Source organism: Leclercia sp., assembly GCF_036780805.1.
Classification (GTDB): Bacteria; Pseudomonadota; Gammaproteobacteria; order Enterobacterales; family Enterobacteriaceae; genus Enterobacter.
The window spans coordinates 103,755-120,539 of the sequence record NZ_DAIQCE010000006.1; the positions used below are offsets into that span (position 1 = coordinate 103,755).

The 16,785-nt window shown below is 54.7% G+C and carries 24 protein-coding genes; 13 read left to right on the forward strand and 11 right to left on the reverse strand.

The annotated features are described in order from the left end of the window. Positions 1-69: 69 nt before the first annotated feature. Together rpmA and rplU are read right to left on the reverse strand one after the other, a co-directional pair. Positions 70-327 (reverse strand): 50S ribosomal protein L27, encoded by a 258-nt coding sequence (gene rpmA, locus V7Q49_RS15735; RefSeq protein WP_007673187.1) that lies wholly within the window; start codon positions 325-327, stop codon positions 70-72. A 19-nt stretch (positions 328-346) separates the two neighbouring features. Then, a complete protein-coding gene (rplU, locus tag V7Q49_RS15740) occupies positions 347-658 on the reverse strand; it encodes a 50S ribosomal protein L21 (protein ID WP_106994824.1) in 312 nt (103 codons plus the stop codon). A gap of 256 nt (positions 659-914) precedes the next feature. Between rplU and ispB the strand changes: the two genes are divergently transcribed. Further along, positions 915-1,886, forward strand: coding sequence for an octaprenyl diphosphate synthase (ispB, locus tag V7Q49_RS15745; RefSeq protein ID WP_333853413.1), 972 nt, complete (start codon positions 915-917; stop codon positions 1,884-1,886). Between the two features lie 229 nt (positions 1,887-2,115). Beyond that, positions 2,116-2,403 (forward strand): DNA-binding transcriptional regulator SfsB, encoded by a 288-nt coding sequence (sfsB, locus tag V7Q49_RS15750; protein ID WP_333853415.1) that lies wholly within the window; start codon positions 2,116-2,118, stop codon positions 2,401-2,403. 60 nt (positions 2,404-2,463) lie between these two features. On the opposite strand, the gene murA is transcribed toward sfsB, so the two are convergent. From murA to mlaF, 7 genes are all read right to left on the reverse strand, one after another. Beyond that, positions 2,464-3,723, reverse strand: coding sequence for a UDP-N-acetylglucosamine 1-carboxyvinyltransferase (gene murA, locus V7Q49_RS15755; protein WP_333853417.1), 1,260 nt, complete (start codon positions 3,721-3,723; stop codon positions 2,464-2,466). Positions 3,724-3,774: 51 nt separating this feature from the next. After that, positions 3,775-4,029, reverse strand: coding sequence for a BolA family iron metabolism protein IbaG (gene ibaG, locus V7Q49_RS15760; protein WP_032614457.1), 255 nt, complete (start codon positions 4,027-4,029; stop codon positions 3,775-3,777). A gap of 126 nt (positions 4,030-4,155) precedes the next feature. Further along, entirely contained in the window at positions 4,156-4,449 is a 294-nt protein-coding gene (mlaB, locus tag V7Q49_RS15765) for a lipid asymmetry maintenance protein MlaB (RefSeq protein WP_333853419.1), read from the reverse strand. Continuing rightward, entirely contained in the window at positions 4,449-5,084 is a 636-nt protein-coding gene (gene mlaC, locus V7Q49_RS15770; RefSeq protein WP_106994829.1) for a phospholipid-binding protein MlaC, read from the reverse strand. Before mlaC ends, mlaB begins: the two co-directional genes overlap by 1 nt. Before the next feature lie 3 nt (positions 5,085-5,087). Further along, on the reverse strand, positions 5,088-5,648 hold the full coding sequence (gene mlaD, locus V7Q49_RS15775) for an outer membrane lipid asymmetry maintenance protein MlaD (protein ID WP_333853420.1): 561 nt from the start codon (positions 5,646-5,648) through the stop codon (positions 5,088-5,090). 4 nt (positions 5,649-5,652) lie between these two features. Then, positions 5,653-6,435, reverse strand: a complete 783-nt coding sequence (gene mlaE / locus V7Q49_RS15780; RefSeq protein ID WP_333853421.1) for a lipid asymmetry maintenance ABC transporter permease subunit MlaE — start codon at positions 6,433-6,435, stop codon at positions 5,653-5,655. A gap of 7 nt (positions 6,436-6,442) precedes the next feature. Beyond that, positions 6,443-7,255, reverse strand: coding sequence for a phospholipid ABC transporter ATP-binding protein MlaF (gene mlaF, locus V7Q49_RS15785; RefSeq protein WP_032614468.1), 813 nt, complete (start codon positions 7,253-7,255; stop codon positions 6,443-6,445). 229 nt (positions 7,256-7,484) lie between these two features. On the opposite strand from mlaF, the gene V7Q49_RS15790 reads away from it, so the two are divergent. The 11 genes from V7Q49_RS15790 (at position 7,485) to npr (ending at position 15,403) form a co-directional block, all read left to right on the forward strand. Continuing rightward, the gene (locus V7Q49_RS15790; RefSeq protein WP_333853422.1) at positions 7,485-8,462 is read left to right on the forward strand and encodes a calcium/sodium antiporter; all 978 of its coding nucleotides are present in this window, start codon (positions 7,485-7,487) and stop codon (positions 8,460-8,462) included. A gap of 12 nt (positions 8,463-8,474) precedes the next feature. Continuing rightward, positions 8,475-9,461: an arabinose-5-phosphate isomerase KdsD gene (kdsD, locus tag V7Q49_RS15795; protein ID WP_333853423.1), complete on the forward strand. Its 987-nt coding sequence runs from the start codon at positions 8,475-8,477 to the stop codon at positions 9,459-9,461. 14 nt (positions 9,462-9,475) lie between these two features. Continuing rightward, positions 9,476-10,042, forward strand: a complete 567-nt coding sequence (gene kdsC / locus V7Q49_RS15800) for a 3-deoxy-manno-octulosonate-8-phosphatase KdsC (RefSeq protein WP_333853424.1) — start codon at positions 9,476-9,478, stop codon at positions 10,040-10,042. Further along, positions 10,039-10,614: an LPS export ABC transporter periplasmic protein LptC gene (gene lptC, locus V7Q49_RS15805; protein ID WP_142487254.1), complete on the forward strand. Its 576-nt coding sequence runs from the start codon at positions 10,039-10,041 to the stop codon at positions 10,612-10,614. Before kdsC ends, lptC begins: the two co-directional genes overlap by 4 nt. Further along, a complete protein-coding gene (gene lptA, locus V7Q49_RS15810) occupies positions 10,583-11,137 on the forward strand; it encodes a lipopolysaccharide ABC transporter substrate-binding protein LptA (RefSeq protein ID WP_333853427.1) in 555 nt (184 codons plus the stop codon). Before lptC ends, lptA begins: the two co-directional genes overlap by 32 nt. A 6-nt stretch (positions 11,138-11,143) precedes the next feature. Beyond that, positions 11,144-11,869 carry an LPS export ABC transporter ATP-binding protein gene (lptB, locus tag V7Q49_RS15815; RefSeq protein ID WP_333853428.1) on the forward strand — a complete coding sequence of 242 codons (726 nt, stop codon included), beginning with the start codon at positions 11,144-11,146 and terminating at the stop codon, positions 11,867-11,869. Positions 11,870-11,916: 47 nt separating this feature from the next. After that, positions 11,917-13,350, forward strand: coding sequence for an RNA polymerase factor sigma-54 (gene rpoN / locus V7Q49_RS15820; protein WP_333853429.1), 1,434 nt, complete (start codon positions 11,917-11,919; stop codon positions 13,348-13,350). 22 nt (positions 13,351-13,372) lie between these two features. Further along, positions 13,373-13,660, forward strand: a complete 288-nt coding sequence (gene hpf, locus V7Q49_RS15825) for a ribosome hibernation promoting factor (RefSeq protein ID WP_333853431.1) — start codon at positions 13,373-13,375, stop codon at positions 13,658-13,660. A gap of 82 nt (positions 13,661-13,742) precedes the next feature. Further along, positions 13,743-14,234: a PTS IIA-like nitrogen regulatory protein PtsN gene (ptsN, locus tag V7Q49_RS15830; RefSeq protein ID WP_039031625.1), complete on the forward strand. Its 492-nt coding sequence runs from the start codon at positions 13,743-13,745 to the stop codon at positions 14,232-14,234. Positions 14,235-14,279: 45 nt separating this feature from the next. After that, on the forward strand, positions 14,280-15,134 hold the full coding sequence (gene rapZ / locus V7Q49_RS15835) for an RNase adapter RapZ (protein WP_106994840.1): 855 nt from the start codon (positions 14,280-14,282) through the stop codon (positions 15,132-15,134). Next, positions 15,131-15,403: a PTS phosphocarrier protein NPr gene (npr, locus tag V7Q49_RS15840; protein WP_333853433.1), complete on the forward strand. Its 273-nt coding sequence runs from the start codon at positions 15,131-15,133 to the stop codon at positions 15,401-15,403. Before rapZ ends, npr begins: the two co-directional genes overlap by 4 nt. On the opposite strand, the gene mtgA is transcribed toward npr, so the two are convergent. Both mtgA and elbB read right to left on the reverse strand, forming a co-directional pair. Beyond that, positions 15,400-16,125 (reverse strand): monofunctional biosynthetic peptidoglycan transglycosylase, encoded by a 726-nt coding sequence (mtgA, locus tag V7Q49_RS15845; protein WP_442913073.1) that lies wholly within the window; start codon positions 16,123-16,125, stop codon positions 15,400-15,402. The two genes, npr and mtgA, sit on opposite strands and share 4 nt — an antisense overlap. After that, complete coding sequence (gene elbB, locus V7Q49_RS15850; protein WP_333853435.1) at positions 16,122-16,775, reverse strand: isoprenoid biosynthesis glyoxalase ElbB; 654 nt, start codon at positions 16,773-16,775, stop codon at positions 16,122-16,124. The genes mtgA and elbB overlap by 4 nt, the downstream gene beginning before the upstream one ends. Positions 16,776-16,785 lie beyond the last annotated feature (10 nt).

The following is a 16,785-nucleotide window of genomic DNA, read 5'->3' on the forward strand; positions in this document are numbered from 1 at the left end:
CGGGTTTCCAATGTAAAAAGCCCCGCAACACGTTGCGGGGCTTTAATCCGTTACCGGACCGAGAAAACCTTACTCAGCAACAATGCTGATGTATTTACGGTTGTTCGGGCCTTTAACTTCAAATTTCACTTTACCGTCTGCTTTAGCAAACAGAGTGTGGTCACGACCGCAACCTACGTTGTTGCCCGCGTGGAATTTGGTGCCACGCTGACGAACGATGATGCTACCCGCCAGAACGGTTTCGCCACCGAAACGCTTAACGCCGAGGCGTTTAGCTTCTGAATCGCGACCGTTACGTGTGGAGCCGCCAGCCTTTTTATGTGCCATTTAAATCTCTCCTCAGGTCTTAGGCGCTGATGCCAGTAATTTTCACATCAGTGAACCACTGACGGTGGCCCTGCTGCTTACGGTAGTGTTTACGACGACGAAACTTAACGATCTTAATTTTCTCGCCACGACCATGAGCAACAACTTCAGCTTTGATAACGCCGCCATCAACGAAAGGAACGCCGATTTTGACTTCTTCACCGTTTGCGATCATCAGAACTTCAGCGAACTCAACAGCTTCGCCAGTTGCGATGTCCAGCTTTTCCAGGCGAACGGTCTGACCTTCGCTTACTCGGTGTTGTTTACCACCACTTTGGAAAACCGCGTACATATAAACTCCGCTTCCGCGCACATCCTCGTGTGATTCAGAGTGCGCTATAAATATTCACAATAGGGCGCGAATATTACGCAAAACGCGAGCCTTTGACAAGTGCTACCGTCAATACATGAAGAAAAAAAACACAACACGTACGGTAACGTTTATCTGAGCCGTTTTTTCAGTACAATCAGCGCTACTATTGATAAACCGAACCCTTCGTTAGCCCATTTGAAATGTGGAAAACAGGACTACAAGCCCGGCTTTTGCGATGAATTTAGAAAAAATCAATGAGTTAACCGCGCAAGATATGGCGGGTGTAAATGCAGCGATCCTGGAACAGCTCGACTCTGACGTTTCCCTAATCAATCAGTTGGGTTACTACATCGTCAGCGGCGGGGGCAAACGCATCCGTCCGATGATCGCGGTGCTGGCCGCGCGCGCGGTAGGTTATGAGGGTAATGCGCACGTCACGATCGCGGCGCTGATCGAATTTATCCATACCGCCACGTTGCTGCACGATGACGTTGTCGATGAGTCTGATATGCGTCGTGGCAAAGCCACCGCCAATGCGGCGTTTGGCAATGCTGCCAGCGTGCTGGTAGGGGACTTTATCTATACGCGCGCCTTCCAGATGATGACCAGCCTCGGCTCGCTGAAGGTACTGGAAGTGATGTCCAAAGCAGTGAACGTTATCGCGGAAGGCGAAGTTCTGCAGCTCATGAACGTCAATGATCCGGATATCACCGAAGAGAACTACATGCGGGTGATTTACAGCAAAACCGCACGTCTGTTTGAAGCGGCTGCCCAGTGCTCCGGTATTCTGGCTGGCTGTTCTGAGGAGCAGGAACGTGGCCTGCAGGATTACGGCCGCTACCTTGGCACCGCCTTCCAGCTCATCGACGATCTGCTCGATTACAGTGCCGATGGCGAAACGCTGGGCAAAAACGTTGGTGACGACCTCAATGAGGGCAAACCGACGCTTCCACTGCTGCATGCCATGCGTAACGGCACCCCTGAGCAGGCAAATCTGATCCGTGAAGCGATTGAGCAAGGAAACGGCCGACACCTTCTGGAACCCGTACTGGAAGCAATGGCAACCTGCGGTTCTCTGGAATGGACGCGTCAGCGTGCAGAGGAAGAAGCCGATAAAGCCATAGTCGCACTTCAGGTCATTCCTGACAGCCCATGGCGAGATGCCCTGATCGGCCTCGCGCACATTGCTGTTCAGCGCGATCGATAAGGACCGGGGGAACTCTTTTTTTCATGAAAATAGAGTTCCTTTAAGTTCCAAAAAATATCCATAACGTTGTTAAAGAATCCGCTTACAGGCCGCATGATTAAAGCCCTGGCAAAATCTGAATGTTGCTTCCAGTAACGCGAACTTTTTAGAACCGCTGTTCGAAGAAGGTATAGTAATTACGTCATTTAACTGAAATGACGTGAACGTACCAGAACAGAGGGACCGCTGAATGGATAAGAAATTTATCGACTGGCACTCGGCCGATATTATTGCCGCGCTGCGCAAAAAGGGAACATCACTGGCTGCAGAATCCCGCCGTAATGGACTGAGTTCATCCACCCTTGCAAACGCGCTGACGCGCCCCTGGCCAAAGGGAGAACTCATCATTGCGACGGCGATAGGTACCGATCCCTGGGTGATTTGGCCATCACGTTACCATGACCCGATAACCCATGAGTTTGTCGACAGAACGCGCATGATGCGCCAGAGAAGACAACAAAAAGAGCGCCAACAATGACGCTCCTCTAAACGGGAATAGCAACCCCCCGGTCGAAATGGCAGGGGGCTGCCTTAACGATTACTCGCCTTTCACACGCTCAATATTTGCACCCAGTGCACGCAGTTTATCTTCGATGCGTTCATAGCCGCGATCGATGTGATAAATACGATCCACCAGCGTCGTACCTTCCGCAATACAGCCCGCCAGCACCAGGCTCGCAGATGCACGCAGATCCGTCGCCATCACCTGCGCACCGGACAGTTTTTCCACGCCATGACAGATTACGGTGTTGCTTTCGATCTCAGCGTGCGCGCCCATACGGATCAGTTCCGGTACGTGCATAAAGCGGTTTTCGAAAATGGTTTCGGTAATGAAGCCAGTCCCTTCTGCCACCAGGTTCAGCAGCGTGAACTGCGCCTGCATATCGGTCGGGAATGCCGGATGCGGAGCAGTACGCACGTTCACAGCCTTAGGGCGCTTACCGTGCATATCCAGGCTGATCCAGTCTTCACCGATTTCGATGTCCGCACCGGCATCACGCAGCTTAGCCAGTACCGCATCCAGGGTATCAGGCTGGGCGTTACGGCAGACGATCTTACCGCCAGAGATAGCCGCCGCGACCAGGAAGGTCCCGGTTTCGATACGGTCAGGCAGGACGCGATACACACCGCCGCCCAGGCGCTCAACGCCTTCGATGGTGATACGGTCAGTACCCTGGCCGGTGATCTTCGCCCCCAGCGTATTCAGGAAGTTCGCGGTATCCACAATCTCCGGCTCGCGCGCGGCGTTCTCGATGATGGTGGTACCTTCTGCCAGCGTTGCCGCAGACATGATGGTGACGGTTGCGCCGACGCTCACCTTATCCATCACGATATGCGCGCCCTTCAGGCGGCCATTGACGGAGGCTTTGACGTAACCCTCTTCCAGCTTGATTTCGGCACCCAGCTTCTCAAGGCCGAAAATATGCAGATCGACCGGACGCGCGCCAATAGCGCAGCCGCCCGGCAGAGAGACCTGACCCTGGCCAAAACGGGCCACCAGCGGACCCAGCGCCCAGATGGAAGCACGCATGGTTTTCACCAGATCGTACGGTGCGGAGAAGTTATTCACGTTGCTGGCGTCGATCCACACGGATCCGTTACGCTCAACCTTGGTACCCAGCTGGCCGAGCAGCTTCATGGTGGTATCAATGTCTTTCAGTTTCGGGACGTTCTGGATCTCTACCGGCTCTTCCGCAAGCAGTGCGGCGAAGAGGATCGGCAGCGCGGCGTTTTTGGCGCCGGAAATTGTGACTTCGCCCTGGAGACGCGTAGGCCCCTGAACACGAAATTTGTCCATGATTTACTCTCTGTATGAATTCAACCGTGCTGCGGGCAAATCACCCTCAGCTCAAAAACCGTTTAGTTTGCGATCGCGTGCCCACTCTGTTGGGGTGAACGCTTTGATCGACAGGGCATGGATGCGATTATCCGCGATATATTCCATCAGCGGCGCATAGACAGCCTGCTGTTTTTTCACCCGGCTCATGCCGTCAAAGATCTCTCCCACAGCAATAACCTGAAAGTGGCTGCCGTCGCCGGAGACGTGGGCTTCCTGAAGGGCGAGTGCGTTCATCAGCACGGTCTGGATTTCATGATTTTCCATGGGATCTATATCATCTGGTAGTGAAAACAAGCCCAACATCTTAGAGCAAAGTAGCGCGGTCTTAAACAAGCAAAAAGCCCCGACGATGAAACAGTCGGGGCTTTTGATAGTAACGTACTGAAAAAATTAGCGAGGCAATACGTCTTCCGGCAGATTATAGAGCTGAGCTAAAGTGACGACGTTGTCGCTGACGCCTGCAAGCGTAACCTGCTTGCCCTGCCCTTTGCCTGCCGCCACCAGATGCACCAGCAGCGCGACGCCCGCCGTGTCCACGCGAGAAATGCCACTGAGGTCGATACAGGCGATCCCCTGCATGGCTTCATGACGCGCATCCCACAGCGGATTCAGATAATCCTGATCCAGCTCGCCAGTGAGTAACAATGTCTCACCCTCACGGGTCCAGCTGAGCTGCGACGTCATTATTTTTTCTCATCCAGGGTGATTTTCTGACGCGAGATGCTGTTCAGCTGAGCCGTCAGGCCATCAATGCCCTTGGTACGCAGCAGGTCGCTCCATTCGTTCTGCTTGGTGGTAATCATGCTGACGCCTTCGGCAATCATGTCGTAAGCCTGCCAGTTACCGTTCTGGCTGTTCTTACGCCACTGGAAATCCAGACGCACTGGCGGACGACCGTTCGGGTCGACGATGGTGACGCGAATAGGCAGGATGGTGGCTGAGCCCAGCGGCTGTTCCGGGGCAATCTGATACGTCTGGCCGTGGTACATCGCCAGCGCCTGACCGTAAGCCTGCTTCAGGTATTCACGGAACGCAGCAAAATAGGCATCACGCTGCGCTGGCGTTGCGTCTTTGTAGTAACGCCCCAGCACCAGGGCCCCGGCATATTTTACCTGCACATACGGCAGCAGCTCCTGATCGACCACATCGCGCAGGTAGTCGGGATTGGAGCGAATTTTCGGCTGCTCGTTTTTAAGACGATCGAAGGTTTTCTTAGCTGCCTCATTCATCTGTTGATAAGGATTGCTCTGATCGGCTGCGTTAGCGGCAGTCAAAGGGGCAATCATCAGCATGGCAACCATTAACAGTCGTTTAATCATGAATTACTTCTCCTGAGATGAATTCGTCGTGCCAACAGGCGGCGTAATGTCACTCTGCGCAGGTGTCTGAGCAGCTTGATTCTCGTCACCCCCTTTACTGTTGCTGTTGTAAAGGAACTGACCAATCATATCTTCCAGCACCATGGCTGACTTCGTATCCTGAATTACGCCACCGTCCTTAAGGATAGTCGTTCCCAGTTCGGGATCTTCAAAACCGATGTTCAGCGCCAGGTATTGTTCACCTAACAGGCCGGAGGTACGGATAGACAGGGAGCTGGTATCCGGGATGTTGTTGTAACGCTCTTCAATATCCAGCGCGACGCGCGGCAGATAGGTTTTCTCATCGAGGGTGATATCAGCCACACGCCCAACCACTACCCCGCCAATGCGCACCGGAGAACGGCTTTTCAGGCCACCGATATTATCGAAGGTGGCATAAACGCGGTATGTCGGCTCGGTGCGGATCGTCGTGACATCCGCCACTTTGAAGCTTAAAAACAGTGCGGCCAGCAGTGCCAGCAAGACAAATACGCCTACCCAAATTTCTACTTTTTTCGTTTGCATGAACTCATTTCCCAAACATCAGTGCGGTGAGCACAAAATCCAGAGCCAGTATGGCCAGCGACGAATGAACAACAGTGCGGGTGGTTGCCCGGCTGATACCGGCAGACGTCGGGATGGCATCGTAGCCGTTGAACAGCGCAATCCAGGTGATCGTCACGGCAAATACCGCGCTTTTAATCAGGCAGTTAACCAGATCCAGACGCCAGTCAACCGCACCTTGCATCGCTGACCAGAAGAAACCGGCATCGATCCCTTTCCAGTGCACGCCAACCATCGATCCGCCCCAGATCCCGACCGCAACAAACAGGATAGTCAGCAACGGCAGCGAGATCATGCCCGCCCAGAAGCGCGGGGCGATCACCCGACGCAGCGGATCCACGGCCATCATTTCCATACTGGAGAGCTGCTCGGTAGCGCGCATCAGGCCAATTTCCGCCGTCAGCGCCGAACCGGCACGCCCGGCGAACAACAGCGCAGCGACCACCGGGCCCAGCTCACGCAACAGGGAGAGCGCCACCAGCATACCCAGGCTGGTTTCCGCACTGTAGGTGGTGAGGACCAGATATCCCTGCAGCCCCAGCACCATTCCGATGAAGACGCCGGAAACGATGATAATGAGCATCGACAGCACGCCGACATTATACAGCTGGCGAACCAGCAGAGGGGCATGTTTGCGGAATTCCGGTTTCCCGACCAGCGCATTGAATAACATCAACCCGGCACGCCCGAACGTCCTGATGGTTTTTATGCCACGGTGTCCGAGAGCGGCCAACGCATTTAACAGCATGAGTGGCTTAACTCCCTATTCCCAATAAATCTTTATGATAATCGCCCGCCGGATAACGGAACGGCACGGGGCCATCTGCAATGCCGTCGAGGAACTGACGGACACGCGCATCGCTGTTGCTCTGTAATGATTGTGCGCTGCCGTGCGCCACAATTTTTTTATCCGCCACGATATAGGCGTAATCGGCAATGCTCAGCACTTCGGGTACGTCGTGGGTAACCACGATACAGGTCACGCCCAGCGCGCTGTTCAGTTCCGAGATCAGTTTGACCAGCACGCCCATGGTGATGGGATCCTGGCCGACAAACGGCTCATCGAACATGATCAGGTCGGGTTCCAGCGCGATCGCGCGCGCCAGGGCCGCACGACGGGCCATCCCGCCAGAGAGTTCGGAAGGCATCAGTTTAGCTGCGCCACGCAGGCCGACGGCCTCGAGCTTCATCATTACGGTACTTTTCAACAGTTCCGGCGGCAGGTGAGTGTGCTCACGCAGCGGATAGGCGACATTATCGAAGACATTCATGTCAGTAAACAGCGCCCCGGACTGAAAAAGCATGCTCATGCGTTTACGCACGGTATAGAGGCGCGAGCGGGACATCGCCGGGATATTTTCACCGTCAAAGAGGATCTCGCCCTGGCTTGGGGGGATCTGCCCGCCAATCAGGCGCAGCAACGTCGTTTTACCAATGCCGGAGGGCCCCATGATGGCGGTGATTTTACCGCGAGGCACGGTGAGAGAGATGTTGTCAAAAATGACCCGGCTGCTGCGCGTGAAGCTGACGCCACGGACATCGACTATATTCGCCCCATTCAGGCTCATGTACATTTCCTTTCTATTGCCGGTTCAGGATCAGCTTGATGCCTGATTTCGCCGCAAACCCAACATTTTTACAGAATATTACCTCTGCAGGTAAGCGAAAGCTGGCATTTGTTTTACTTTTACAACGCATAAAGTCAAAATTAGGAATACGTTACGTCTACAGACAGTATGCAGCGGCAGAGATTTTTTCTCGGTGGACCGGCGAGTATACCTGAAGAAAGGACTTTTGATGCTTCTTGCAACGGCACTGTTAATAATTGGTTTACTTTTGGTGGTCTACAGTGCCGACCGTCTGGTGTTCTCCGCATCAATCCTGTGTCGTTTATTAGGTATTCCCCCCTTAATTATTGGGATGACGGTGGTCAGCGTTGGTACCTCCCTGCCGGAGATAATTGTCTCCGTCGCCGCCTCGCTGCACGGTCAGGTTGATCTCGCCGTCGGGACAGCCATTGGCTCCAACATCGTCAATATCTTACTCATCCTGGGGCTTGCTGCACTGCTGCATCCATTTCGCGTGCATTCTGATGTTCTACGGCGCGAATTGCCGCTAATGTTAATTGTCAGTCTGCTGGCCGGTTACGTGTTATATGACGGGGAGTTAACCCTCAGCGACGGCATTTTTCTGCTGGCGCTGGCGGTCATCTGGCTGTTTTACATCGTGAAGCTGGCCCGGGCGGCGGAAAAGCAGGGCAATGATACATTAACCCTCGAGCAGGTTGCCGAACTGCCGCGCGAGGGGAATTTACCCGTTGCGCTGCTCTGGCTGGGCGTGGCGTTAATCATCATGCCGATGGCGACGCAGATGATTGTTGATAATGCCACGGTGCTGGCCAATTACTTCGCCATGAGCGAATTAACCATCGGCCTGACGGTGATTGCCATCGGCACCAGTCTGCCTGAGCTGGCCACGGCGATTGCTGGCGCGCGTAAAGGCGAAGATGACATGGCGATTGGCAATATCATCGGTTCCAATATTTTCAATATCGCCATTGTGCTGGGCCTGCCGGCTCTGATCGCCCCCGGCGCGTTTAATCCGCTGGCGTTCAGCCGGGATTATGGGGTGATGGTGTTAGTCAGCGCCATCTTCGCACTCCTCTGCTGGCGGCGTAAAAGACAGATTGGTCAGGGTGCTGGCGCGCTGCTGACGGTGGGATTTATCGTATGGATGGCGATGCTGTACTGGCTCTCGCCTCTTCTCTCTGGGTAACGGAAACGTATTATGTCGCAAATAGAATTGCAGCCGGGTTTTGACTTTCAGAAAGCAGGAATACAAGTTCTGGAGATAGAACGTGAAGGTCTGGCGCAGTTAGATCAATATATTAATCAGGACTTTAGCCTCGCATGTGAGAAGCTTTTCCACTGCACCGGCAAAGTCGTGGTGATGGGAATGGGCAAATCCGGGCACATTGGCCGTAAAATGGCGGCCACCTTCGCCAGTACTGGCACCACCGCCTTTTTCGTTCACCCTGGCGAAGCGGCGCACGGTGACCTTGGAATGGTTTCGGCCCAGGATATTGTCATCGCGCTATCAAACTCTGGCGAATCGAATGAAATCCTGGCGCTGATCCCGGTGCTGAAGCGACTACACGTTCCCCTCATCTGTATTACCAGCCGCCCGGAGAGCAGCATGGCGCGCGCCGCGGATATCCATCTGTGCGTTAAAGTGCCGAAAGAAGCCTGCCCGCTGGGGCTGGCACCTACCTCCAGCACCACCGCGGCGCTGGTGATGGGCGATGCGCTGGCTGTTGCCCTGCTCGAAGCCCGTGGCTTTACCGCAGAAGACTTCGCCCTCTCCCATCCGGGCGGCGCGCTGGGACGTAAATTGCTGCTGCGGGTGAATGACATCATGCACACCGGGGACGAAATTCCGCACGTCAGCAAAGACGCCTCCCTGCGCGATGCGCTGCTGGAAATTACCCGTAAAAATCTCGGCATGACCGTCATCTGCAACGATCGGATGATTATCGAAGGGATCTTCACCGACGGCGACCTGCGCCGTGTATTTGATATGGGAGTCGATGTCCGCAAGCTGGGTATCGCCGATGTGATGACAACCGGGGGGATCCGGGTGCGCCCCGGTACGCTGGCTGTCGAAGTATTGAACCTGATGCAGTCCCGCAATATCACCTCCGTTATGGTTGCTGATGGCGACCAATTGCTGGGTGTGGTACATATGCATGATCTGCTGCGCGCAGGCGTAGTGTAATGAAGGATAAGACAATGAGTAATGCGGGTGCATCCCTTGCAACCTGTTATGGTCCGGTTAGTGCGCAGATGATGTCGCAGGCCGAAAACATTCGCCTGCTGATCCTTGATGTGGATGGCGTGCTGTCTGATGGCCTGATTTATATGGGCAACAATGGCGAAGAGCTGAAAGCCTTCAACGTGCGTGATGGCTACGGCATTCGCTGTGCGCTCACTTCTGGCATAGAAGTTGCCATCATCACCGGACGTAAGGCTAAACTGGTAGAAGATCGTTGCGAAACGCTGGGCATTACCCATCTCTATCAGGGACAATCCGATAAGATGGTCGCTTTCAGGGACTTACTTGGTAAACTTGCCATCGCCCCGGAAAACGTCGCCTATGTCGGAGACGATCTGATTGACTGGCCAGTGATGGCAGAAGTGGGTCTGAGCGTCGCCGTTGCCGATGCCCATCCGCTTTTGATCCCGCGTGCTGACTATGTCACCCGTATCAACGGTGGCCGCGGCGCAGTAAGAGAAGTCTGCGACCTGCTGCTGCTGGCGCAAGGTAAGCTTGATGAGGCCAAAGGGCAATCGATATGAGTAAAACCAGACGTTGGGTTATTATTCTGCTTTCGCTGGTAGCACTAGTACTGATTGGCGTGAATCTCGCTGACCGGGACGACGAACAAGCGCCGACGGTCAATACTAACGATCCAACATACAAAAGCGATCATAGCGATACCGTGGTCTATAGCCCGGAAGGCGCGTTGAATTATCGCCTTATCGCTCAGCACGTTGAGTATTTTTCCGAACAGGGTGTCTCCTGGTTTACCCAACCGGTGATGACCACGTTTGATGTCAATAAAATTCCGACATGGTCGATTAAATCAGACCGGGCAAAACTGACGAATGACCGTATGCTTTATCTGTATGGTCATGTTGAGGTGAATGCGCTGACCGCAGACTCACAGCTGCGCAAAATCACAACCGATAACGCACAGATTAACCTTGTGACTCAGGATGTCACGTCGCAGGATCTGGTCACGCTATACGGCACAACATTTAATTCCAGCGGTCTGAGAATGCGCGGGAACTTACGCAGCAAGAACGCAGAGCTGATTGAAAAGGTTAGAACCTCCTATGAAATTCCAAGCAAACAAACTCAGCCTTAAATTTATTATTGCCAGCGCGATGCTGGCCGTCAGCCTGCCTGCGCTTGCTGTGACGGGTGATACCGAGCAGCCGATTCATATCGAATCCGATACGCAGTCGCTCGATATGCAGGGCAACGTAGTGACCTTTACCGGCAATGTTGTCGTGACCCAGGGCACCATCAAAATCAACGCCGATAAGGTAGTGGTGACGCGTCCAGGCGGGGAAGACGGTAAAGAAATTATCGATGGCTACGGTAACCCGGCCACCTTCTACCAGATGCAGGACAACGGCAAACCGGTGAAGGGCCACGCCTCCCAGATGCATTACGAGCTGGCGAAAGACTTCGTGATACTGACCGGCAAGGCGTACCTGGAGCAGCTCGACAGCAACATCACGGGCGATAAGATCACCTATCTGGTGAAAGAGCAAAAAATGCAGGCCTTCAGTGAAAAAGGCAAACGCGTGACGACCGTCCTGGTTCCATCACAGCTGCAGGACAAAAATAACAATCAGGCCCCGGCACAGAAAAAGAGTAACTAATTCGTTATGGCAACATTAACTGCAAAGAATCTCGCCAAAGCCTACAAGGGCCGTCGCGTAGTGGAAGATGTCAGTTTGACCGTCAACTCCGGCGAAATTGTCGGCCTGTTGGGTCCTAACGGTGCGGGTAAAACCACTACCTTTTATATGGTGGTCGGCATTGTGCCGCGCGATGCGGGTAACATCATCATTGATGACGAAGACATCAGCCTGCTGCCCCTTCACGCGCGTGCCCGTCGCGGCATCGGTTATCTGCCGCAGGAAGCCTCCATTTTTCGCCGTCTGAGCGTCTTCGACAACCTGATGGCGGTGCTGCAGATCCGTGACGATTTGACCTCCGAGCAGCGTCAGGATCGCGCCAACGAGCTAATGGAAGAGTTCCATATCGAACATCTGCGCGACAGCCTTGGCCAGGCGCTCTCCGGTGGTGAACGCCGCCGTGTGGAAATTGCCCGTGCGCTGGCGGCCAACCCGAAATTCATCCTGCTTGATGAACCGTTTGCGGGCGTTGACCCGATTTCGGTTATCGACATCAAAAGGATTATTGAGCATCTGCGCGACAGCGGCCTGGGGGTTCTGATCACCGACCACAACGTGCGCGAGACGCTGGCGGTCTGTGAACGAGCTTACATCGTCAGCCAGGGCCATCTTATTGCCCACGGTACCCCGCAGCAGATCCTCGAAGACGATCATGTTAAGCGCGTGTATCTTGGGGAAGACTTCAGACTCTGATAGGGTAGAAGTACAGTCTCGCCTAAACGGAGAAAAATGCTCTGAACATGAAGCAAGGTTTGCAATTAAGGCTCAGCCAACAGCTGGCAATGACGCCGCAGTTACAACAGGCCATTCGTCTGTTGCAGCTGTCGACGCTAGAACTTCAGCAGGAGCTGCAGCAAGCGCTGGACAGCAATCCCCTGCTTGAGCAAACCGATCTTCACGACGAGGTAGAAACGCAGCAAACCCAGGACAACGAAACGCTCGACAGCGTTGACGCGCTGGAGCAAAAAGAGATGCCTGACGAGCTGCCTCTCGATGCCAGCTGGGATGAGATCTACACCGCCGGCACGCCGTCAGGCACGCGCGCAGACTATCAGGATGACGAATTGCCGGTGTATCAGGGCGAAACCACCCAGTCACTACAGGATTACCTGATGTGGCAGGTGGAGCTGACGCCGTTTTCCGATACCGATCGCGCCATCGCCACCTCCATTGTCGATGCCGTCGATGAAACCGGCTATTTGACCGTGTCGCTGGACGACATTCTGGAAAGTATCGGTGATGATGAGATCGACCCTGAAGAGGTCGAAGCGGTTCTCAAGCGCGTTCAGCGTTTTGATCCGATCGGCGTCGCGGCACGGGATTTACGTGACTGCCTGCTGATTCAACTTTCTCAGTTCGTCAAAGAGACGCCGTGGCTGGAAGAGGCTCGCCTGATCGTCAGCGAACATCTGGATCTGCTGGCCAATCACGACTTCCGCTCGTTGATGCGCGTCACGCGGCTGAAAGAAGAGATCCTGAAAGAAGCGGTTAATCTGATTCAGTCGCTGGACCCGCGTCCGGGGCAGTCCATCCAGACCAGCGAGCCCGAGTACGTCATCCCCGACGTGCTGGTGCGCAAGCATAACGGCCTGTGGACCGTGGAACTCAATTCCGACAGCATCCCGCGCCTGCAAATAAATCAGCAGTACGCCTCGATGTGCACCAGCTCGCGTAACGACTCGGATAACCAGTTTATCCGCAGTAATCTGCAGGAGGCGCGCTGGCTAATCAAAAGCCTCGAGAGCCGCAATGATACCCTGCTGCGCGTCAGCCGCTGCATCGTAGAGCAGCAGCAGGCGTTTTTTGAGCAGGGTGAAGAGTTTATGAAGCCGATGGTGCTGGCCGATATCGCCCAGGCCGTCGAGATGCATGAATCGACGATTTCCCGCGTGACGACGCAGAAGTATCTGCACAGTCCGCGCGGTATTTTTGAGCTTAAGTATTTTTTCTCCAGCCATGTCAGTACCGAAGGCGGCGGCGAAGCCTCGTCGACGGCCATCCGGGCGCTGGTGAAAAAATTGATCGCCGCGGAGAACCCCGCGAAACCACTGAGCGACAGTAAGTTAACCACCATGCTGTCCGATCAAGGTATCATGGTGGCACGCCGCACTGTTGCGAAGTATCGAGAGTCTTTATCCATTCCGCCGTCAAACCAGCGTAAACAACTGGTCTGACACAACCGATAAGGAAGACACTATGCAGCTCAACATCACTGGACACAACGTCGAAATCACTGAGGCCCTGCGCGAATTTGTGAACGCAAAATTCGCCAAGCTTGAGCAGTATTTCGAGAGGATCAATCAGGTCTACATTGTGTTAAAAGTGGAAAAAGTGACTCATATCTCGGATGCGACCCTGCATGTTAACGGAGGCGAGATCCATGCCAGTGCGGAAGGACAAGACATGTATGCGGCTATCGACGGCTTGATTGACAAGCTGGCACGACAGCTAAACAAACATAAAGATAAACTGAAACAACACTAATTGTCCGGGCAGTTAACGGGTGCAGGATGGCCTGTTGTGAAACACAACGGGCCCTTTGTACAGTTAGCGCTTAGGTGAAATTATGATGAATAACGATTCAACTCTACAACTGAGCAGTGTCCTTAATCAGGAATGTACCCGCAGTGCCGTTCACTGCCAGAGCAAAAAACGTGCGCTGGAGATCATCAGTGAACTGGCCGCAAAACAGCTGAGCCTGCCACCGCAAGTGGTATTTGAAGCGATCCTGACCCGCGAAAAAATGGGCAGTACCGGCATCGGCAACGGCATCGCCATTCCCCATGGCAAACTTGAAGAGGATACTCTGCGCGCTGTAGGCGTGTTTGTTCAGCTGGAAACACCTATCGCCTTTGATGCCATTGATAACCAGCCTGTCGATTTGCTGTTTGCCCTGCTGGTGCCAGCCGATCAGACCAAAACGCATTTGCACACCCTCTCGCTGGTGGCTAAACGTCTGGCGGATAAAACCATCTGTCGCCGTTTACGCGCGGCACAAAGCGATGAGGAGCTTTATCAAATCATTACGGAAACGGAAGGCAATCAGGATGATGCGTAATCGGGTGATGGCTTTGACATCTGTAGTCCTGAGGAGAAACGGTACATGGTGCTGATGATCGTCAGCGGTCGTTCGGGATCCGGGAAATCGGTCGCCCTGCGAGCGCTGGAAGATATGGGCTTTTACTGCGTCGATAACCTGCCGGTGGTACTGCTGCCCGAGCTGGCTAAATCGCTGGCCGATCGGCAGATTTCCGCCGCGGTCAGCATCGACGTGCGTAACATGCCTGAATCGCCGGAGATCTTTGAGCAGGCGATGAGCAGTTTGCCGGAGGCGTTCTCACCTCAGCTGCTGTTCCTTGATGCCGATCGCAATACGCTGATCCGTCGCTACAGCGATACCCGCCGTCTGCATCCACTCTCCAGCAAAAATCTGTCGCTGGAAAGCGCCATTGACCAGGAGAGCGATCTGCTGGAGCCGCTGCGCTCCCGCGCCGATTTGATCGTCGATACCTCCGAAATGTCCGTCCATGAACTGGCGGAGATGCTGCGTACCCGCCTGCTGGGCAAACGCGAGCGCGAGCTGACGATGGTATTTGAATCCTTCGGCTTTAAGCACGGCATCCCTATCGATGCAGACTATGTGTTTGACGTGCGTTTCCTGCCGAACCCGCACTGGGATCCGAAGCTGCGTCCGATGACCGGCCTGGATAAGCCCGTCGCCGCGTTCCTTGACAGGCATACGGAAGTACATAACTTTATCTATCAGACGCGCAGCTACCTTGAACTCTGGTTGCCGATGCTGGAGACAAACAATCGCAGCTACCTGACGGTGGCGATTGGCTGTACCGGGGGCAAACACCGTTCGGTCTATATTGCTGAGCAACTGGCTGACTATTTCCGCTCGCGCGGCAAAAACGTGCAGTCCCGTCATCGTACGCTGGAAAAACGTAAAACATGACCGTAAAGCATACCGTTGAGATCACCAATAAGCTGGGCATGCATGCACGCCCGGCGATGAAGTTGTTCGAACTGATGCAAGGGTTTGACGCAGAAGTTCTGCTGCGTAATGACGAAGGGACCGAAGCCGAAGCCAACAGCGTGATTGCCCTGCTGATGCTGGATTCCGCCAAGGGCCGGCAGATAGAAATTGAAGCCACCGGCCCGCAGGAAGTCGAGGCGCTGGCGGCAGTGATTGCGCTGTTCAACGCCGGGTTTGACGAAGATTAATGCAGCTTATTGGCCTGCATAAATCCTTCCCCACCCAATTGACGCATCTGGCGCAGGATCCACGCCTGACGGCTGCGCACATAGCCTGAGGGTGCGCTGGCCTTAAAGCGAATCGGGTTCGGTAGCACGGCGGCCAGCAGCGCGGCCTCTGACGCCGACAGGCGGCTGGCAGGTTTGTGGAAATAGCGCTGAGCAGCGGCTTCGACGCCAAACACGCCCTCACCAAACTCCGCAATATTCAGGTAGACCGTCAGGATGCGTTTTTTACTCCATACCGTTTCGATCCCCAGCGTCAACCCGGCTTCAAATCCTTTTCTCAGCCAGCTACGCCCGTCCCACAGAAACAGGTTTTTTGCCGTTTGCTGAGACAGCGTCGAGGCACCGCGAATACGGCTCTCATTACGCTCGTTATGCGCTAACGCCTTCTCTATCGCCCCCACGTCAAACCCCCAGTGCTCGGGGAATTTCTGGTCTTCGGCGGCAATAACGGCGAGTCCCATCCACGGCGAGATCTCATCCATACTCACCCAGTCAGAATGGGCAACATAGCTGAAATCCCCTCGCAGCCAGCTCCCCAGCTGACGTTCAATCATCACCGCGGAAAAGGGCACCGGCAGGAAGCTGAACAGGGCGATGCCGCCGCCCCAGAAGACCGCCAGCACGACCAGAATGCGAATAACGATCCGTCTAACCCAGCCCGATCGGGGACGCTTCAATCTCATGCCGCCAGCACCAGCACGCGGGCGACCAGCTTCTCAATACCTGTCGCGGCTTCCGCGATGTTCTGCGCCAGCATATAAGCAGGCGTGGTGACGATCCTGTTCTCTTCGTCCACCACGATATCCTCCACCGGACACGGAATATGCTCCCCGCCCATGTCCTCAATCACCTCGGCGGTATCGATGTCGGTGCCGATGGTCAGACGCAGTGGAATATCGAAGATGGCCGGCAGCATCGCCGGGGCGATACAGATAAAGCCCAGCGGTTTCCCGGCCTCATGCATCGCCAGCGCGAGGGTTTTTAAATCGCTCTCTACCTGGCAGGCACTGCCCTGATGGGCAAAATCACTGAGGTTCTTTGCGGCACCAAAACCGCCCGGCACAATCAGCGCATCCAGTTCCTCGGCGCGCGCTTCACTGAGCGGTCGGATCTGCCCGCGGGCGATCCGCGCCGCTTCAATCAGCACATTTCGGCTTTCCGCCAGCGGTTCGCCGGTGAGGTGGTTGATGACATCGGACTGGGCTTTGTCCGGTGCGAAACAGACCGCTTCTGCACCGTTGCGCGCCAGCGCCAGCAGCGTCAGAACCGCTTCATGAATTTCAGAACCATCGTAAACACCGCAACCGCTCAGTACTACACCGACCTTTTTCATCCTGCGATCC

Excerpts from the sequence above, each read along its gene's own strand:
- rpmA (WP_007673187.1), bottom strand. The coding sequence starts at position 327 with ATGGCACATAAAAAGGCTGGCGGCTCCACACGTAACGGTCGCGATTCA.
- rplU (WP_106994824.1), bottom strand. The coding sequence starts at position 658 with ATGTACGCGGTTTTCCAAAGTGGTGGTAAACAACACCGAGTAAGCGAA.
- ispB (WP_333853413.1), top strand. The coding sequence starts at position 915 with ATGAATTTAGAAAAAATCAATGAGTTAACCGCGCAAGATATGGCGGGT.
- sfsB (WP_333853415.1), top strand. The coding sequence starts at position 2,116 with ATGGATAAGAAATTTATCGACTGGCACTCGGCCGATATTATTGCCGCG.
- murA (WP_333853417.1), bottom strand. The coding sequence starts at position 3,723 with ATGGACAAATTTCGTGTTCAGGGGCCTACGCGTCTCCAGGGCGAAGTC.
- ibaG (WP_032614457.1), bottom strand. The coding sequence starts at position 4,029 with ATGGAAAATCATGAAATCCAGACCGTGCTGATGAACGCACTCGCCCTT.
- mlaB (WP_333853419.1), bottom strand. The coding sequence starts at position 4,449 with ATGACGTCGCAGCTCAGCTGGACCCGTGAGGGTGAGACATTGTTACTC.
- mlaC (WP_106994829.1), bottom strand. The coding sequence starts at position 5,084 with ATGATTAAACGACTGTTAATGGTTGCCATGCTGATGATTGCCCCTTTG.
- mlaD (WP_333853420.1), bottom strand. The coding sequence starts at position 5,648 with ATGCAAACGAAAAAAGTAGAAATTTGGGTAGGCGTATTTGTCTTGCTG.
- mlaE (WP_333853421.1), bottom strand. The coding sequence starts at position 6,435 with ATGCTGTTAAATGCGTTGGCCGCTCTCGGACACCGTGGCATAAAAACC.
- mlaF (WP_032614468.1), bottom strand. The coding sequence starts at position 7,255 with ATGAGCCTGAATGGGGCGAATATAGTCGATGTCCGTGGCGTCAGCTTC.
- V7Q49_RS15790 (WP_333853422.1), top strand. The coding sequence starts at position 7,485 with ATGCTTCTTGCAACGGCACTGTTAATAATTGGTTTACTTTTGGTGGTC.
- kdsD (WP_333853423.1), top strand. The coding sequence starts at position 8,475 with ATGTCGCAAATAGAATTGCAGCCGGGTTTTGACTTTCAGAAAGCAGGA.
- kdsC (WP_333853424.1), top strand. The coding sequence starts at position 9,476 with ATGAGTAATGCGGGTGCATCCCTTGCAACCTGTTATGGTCCGGTTAGT.
- lptC (WP_142487254.1), top strand. The coding sequence starts at position 10,039 with ATGAGTAAAACCAGACGTTGGGTTATTATTCTGCTTTCGCTGGTAGCA.
- lptA (WP_333853427.1), top strand. The coding sequence starts at position 10,583 with ATGAAATTCCAAGCAAACAAACTCAGCCTTAAATTTATTATTGCCAGC.
- lptB (WP_333853428.1), top strand. The coding sequence starts at position 11,144 with ATGGCAACATTAACTGCAAAGAATCTCGCCAAAGCCTACAAGGGCCGT.
- rpoN (WP_333853429.1), top strand. The coding sequence starts at position 11,917 with ATGAAGCAAGGTTTGCAATTAAGGCTCAGCCAACAGCTGGCAATGACG.
- hpf (WP_333853431.1), top strand. The coding sequence starts at position 13,373 with ATGCAGCTCAACATCACTGGACACAACGTCGAAATCACTGAGGCCCTG.
- ptsN (WP_039031625.1), top strand. The coding sequence starts at position 13,743 with ATGATGAATAACGATTCAACTCTACAACTGAGCAGTGTCCTTAATCAG.
- rapZ (WP_106994840.1), top strand. The coding sequence starts at position 14,280 with ATGGTGCTGATGATCGTCAGCGGTCGTTCGGGATCCGGGAAATCGGTC.
- npr (WP_333853433.1), top strand. The coding sequence starts at position 15,131 with ATGACCGTAAAGCATACCGTTGAGATCACCAATAAGCTGGGCATGCAT.
- mtgA (WP_442913073.1), bottom strand. The coding sequence starts at position 16,125 with ATGAGATTGAAGCGTCCCCGATCGGGCTGGGTTAGACGGATCGTTATT.
- elbB (WP_333853435.1), bottom strand. The coding sequence starts at position 16,775 with ATGAAAAAGGTCGGTGTAGTACTGAGCGGTTGCGGTGTTTACGATGGT.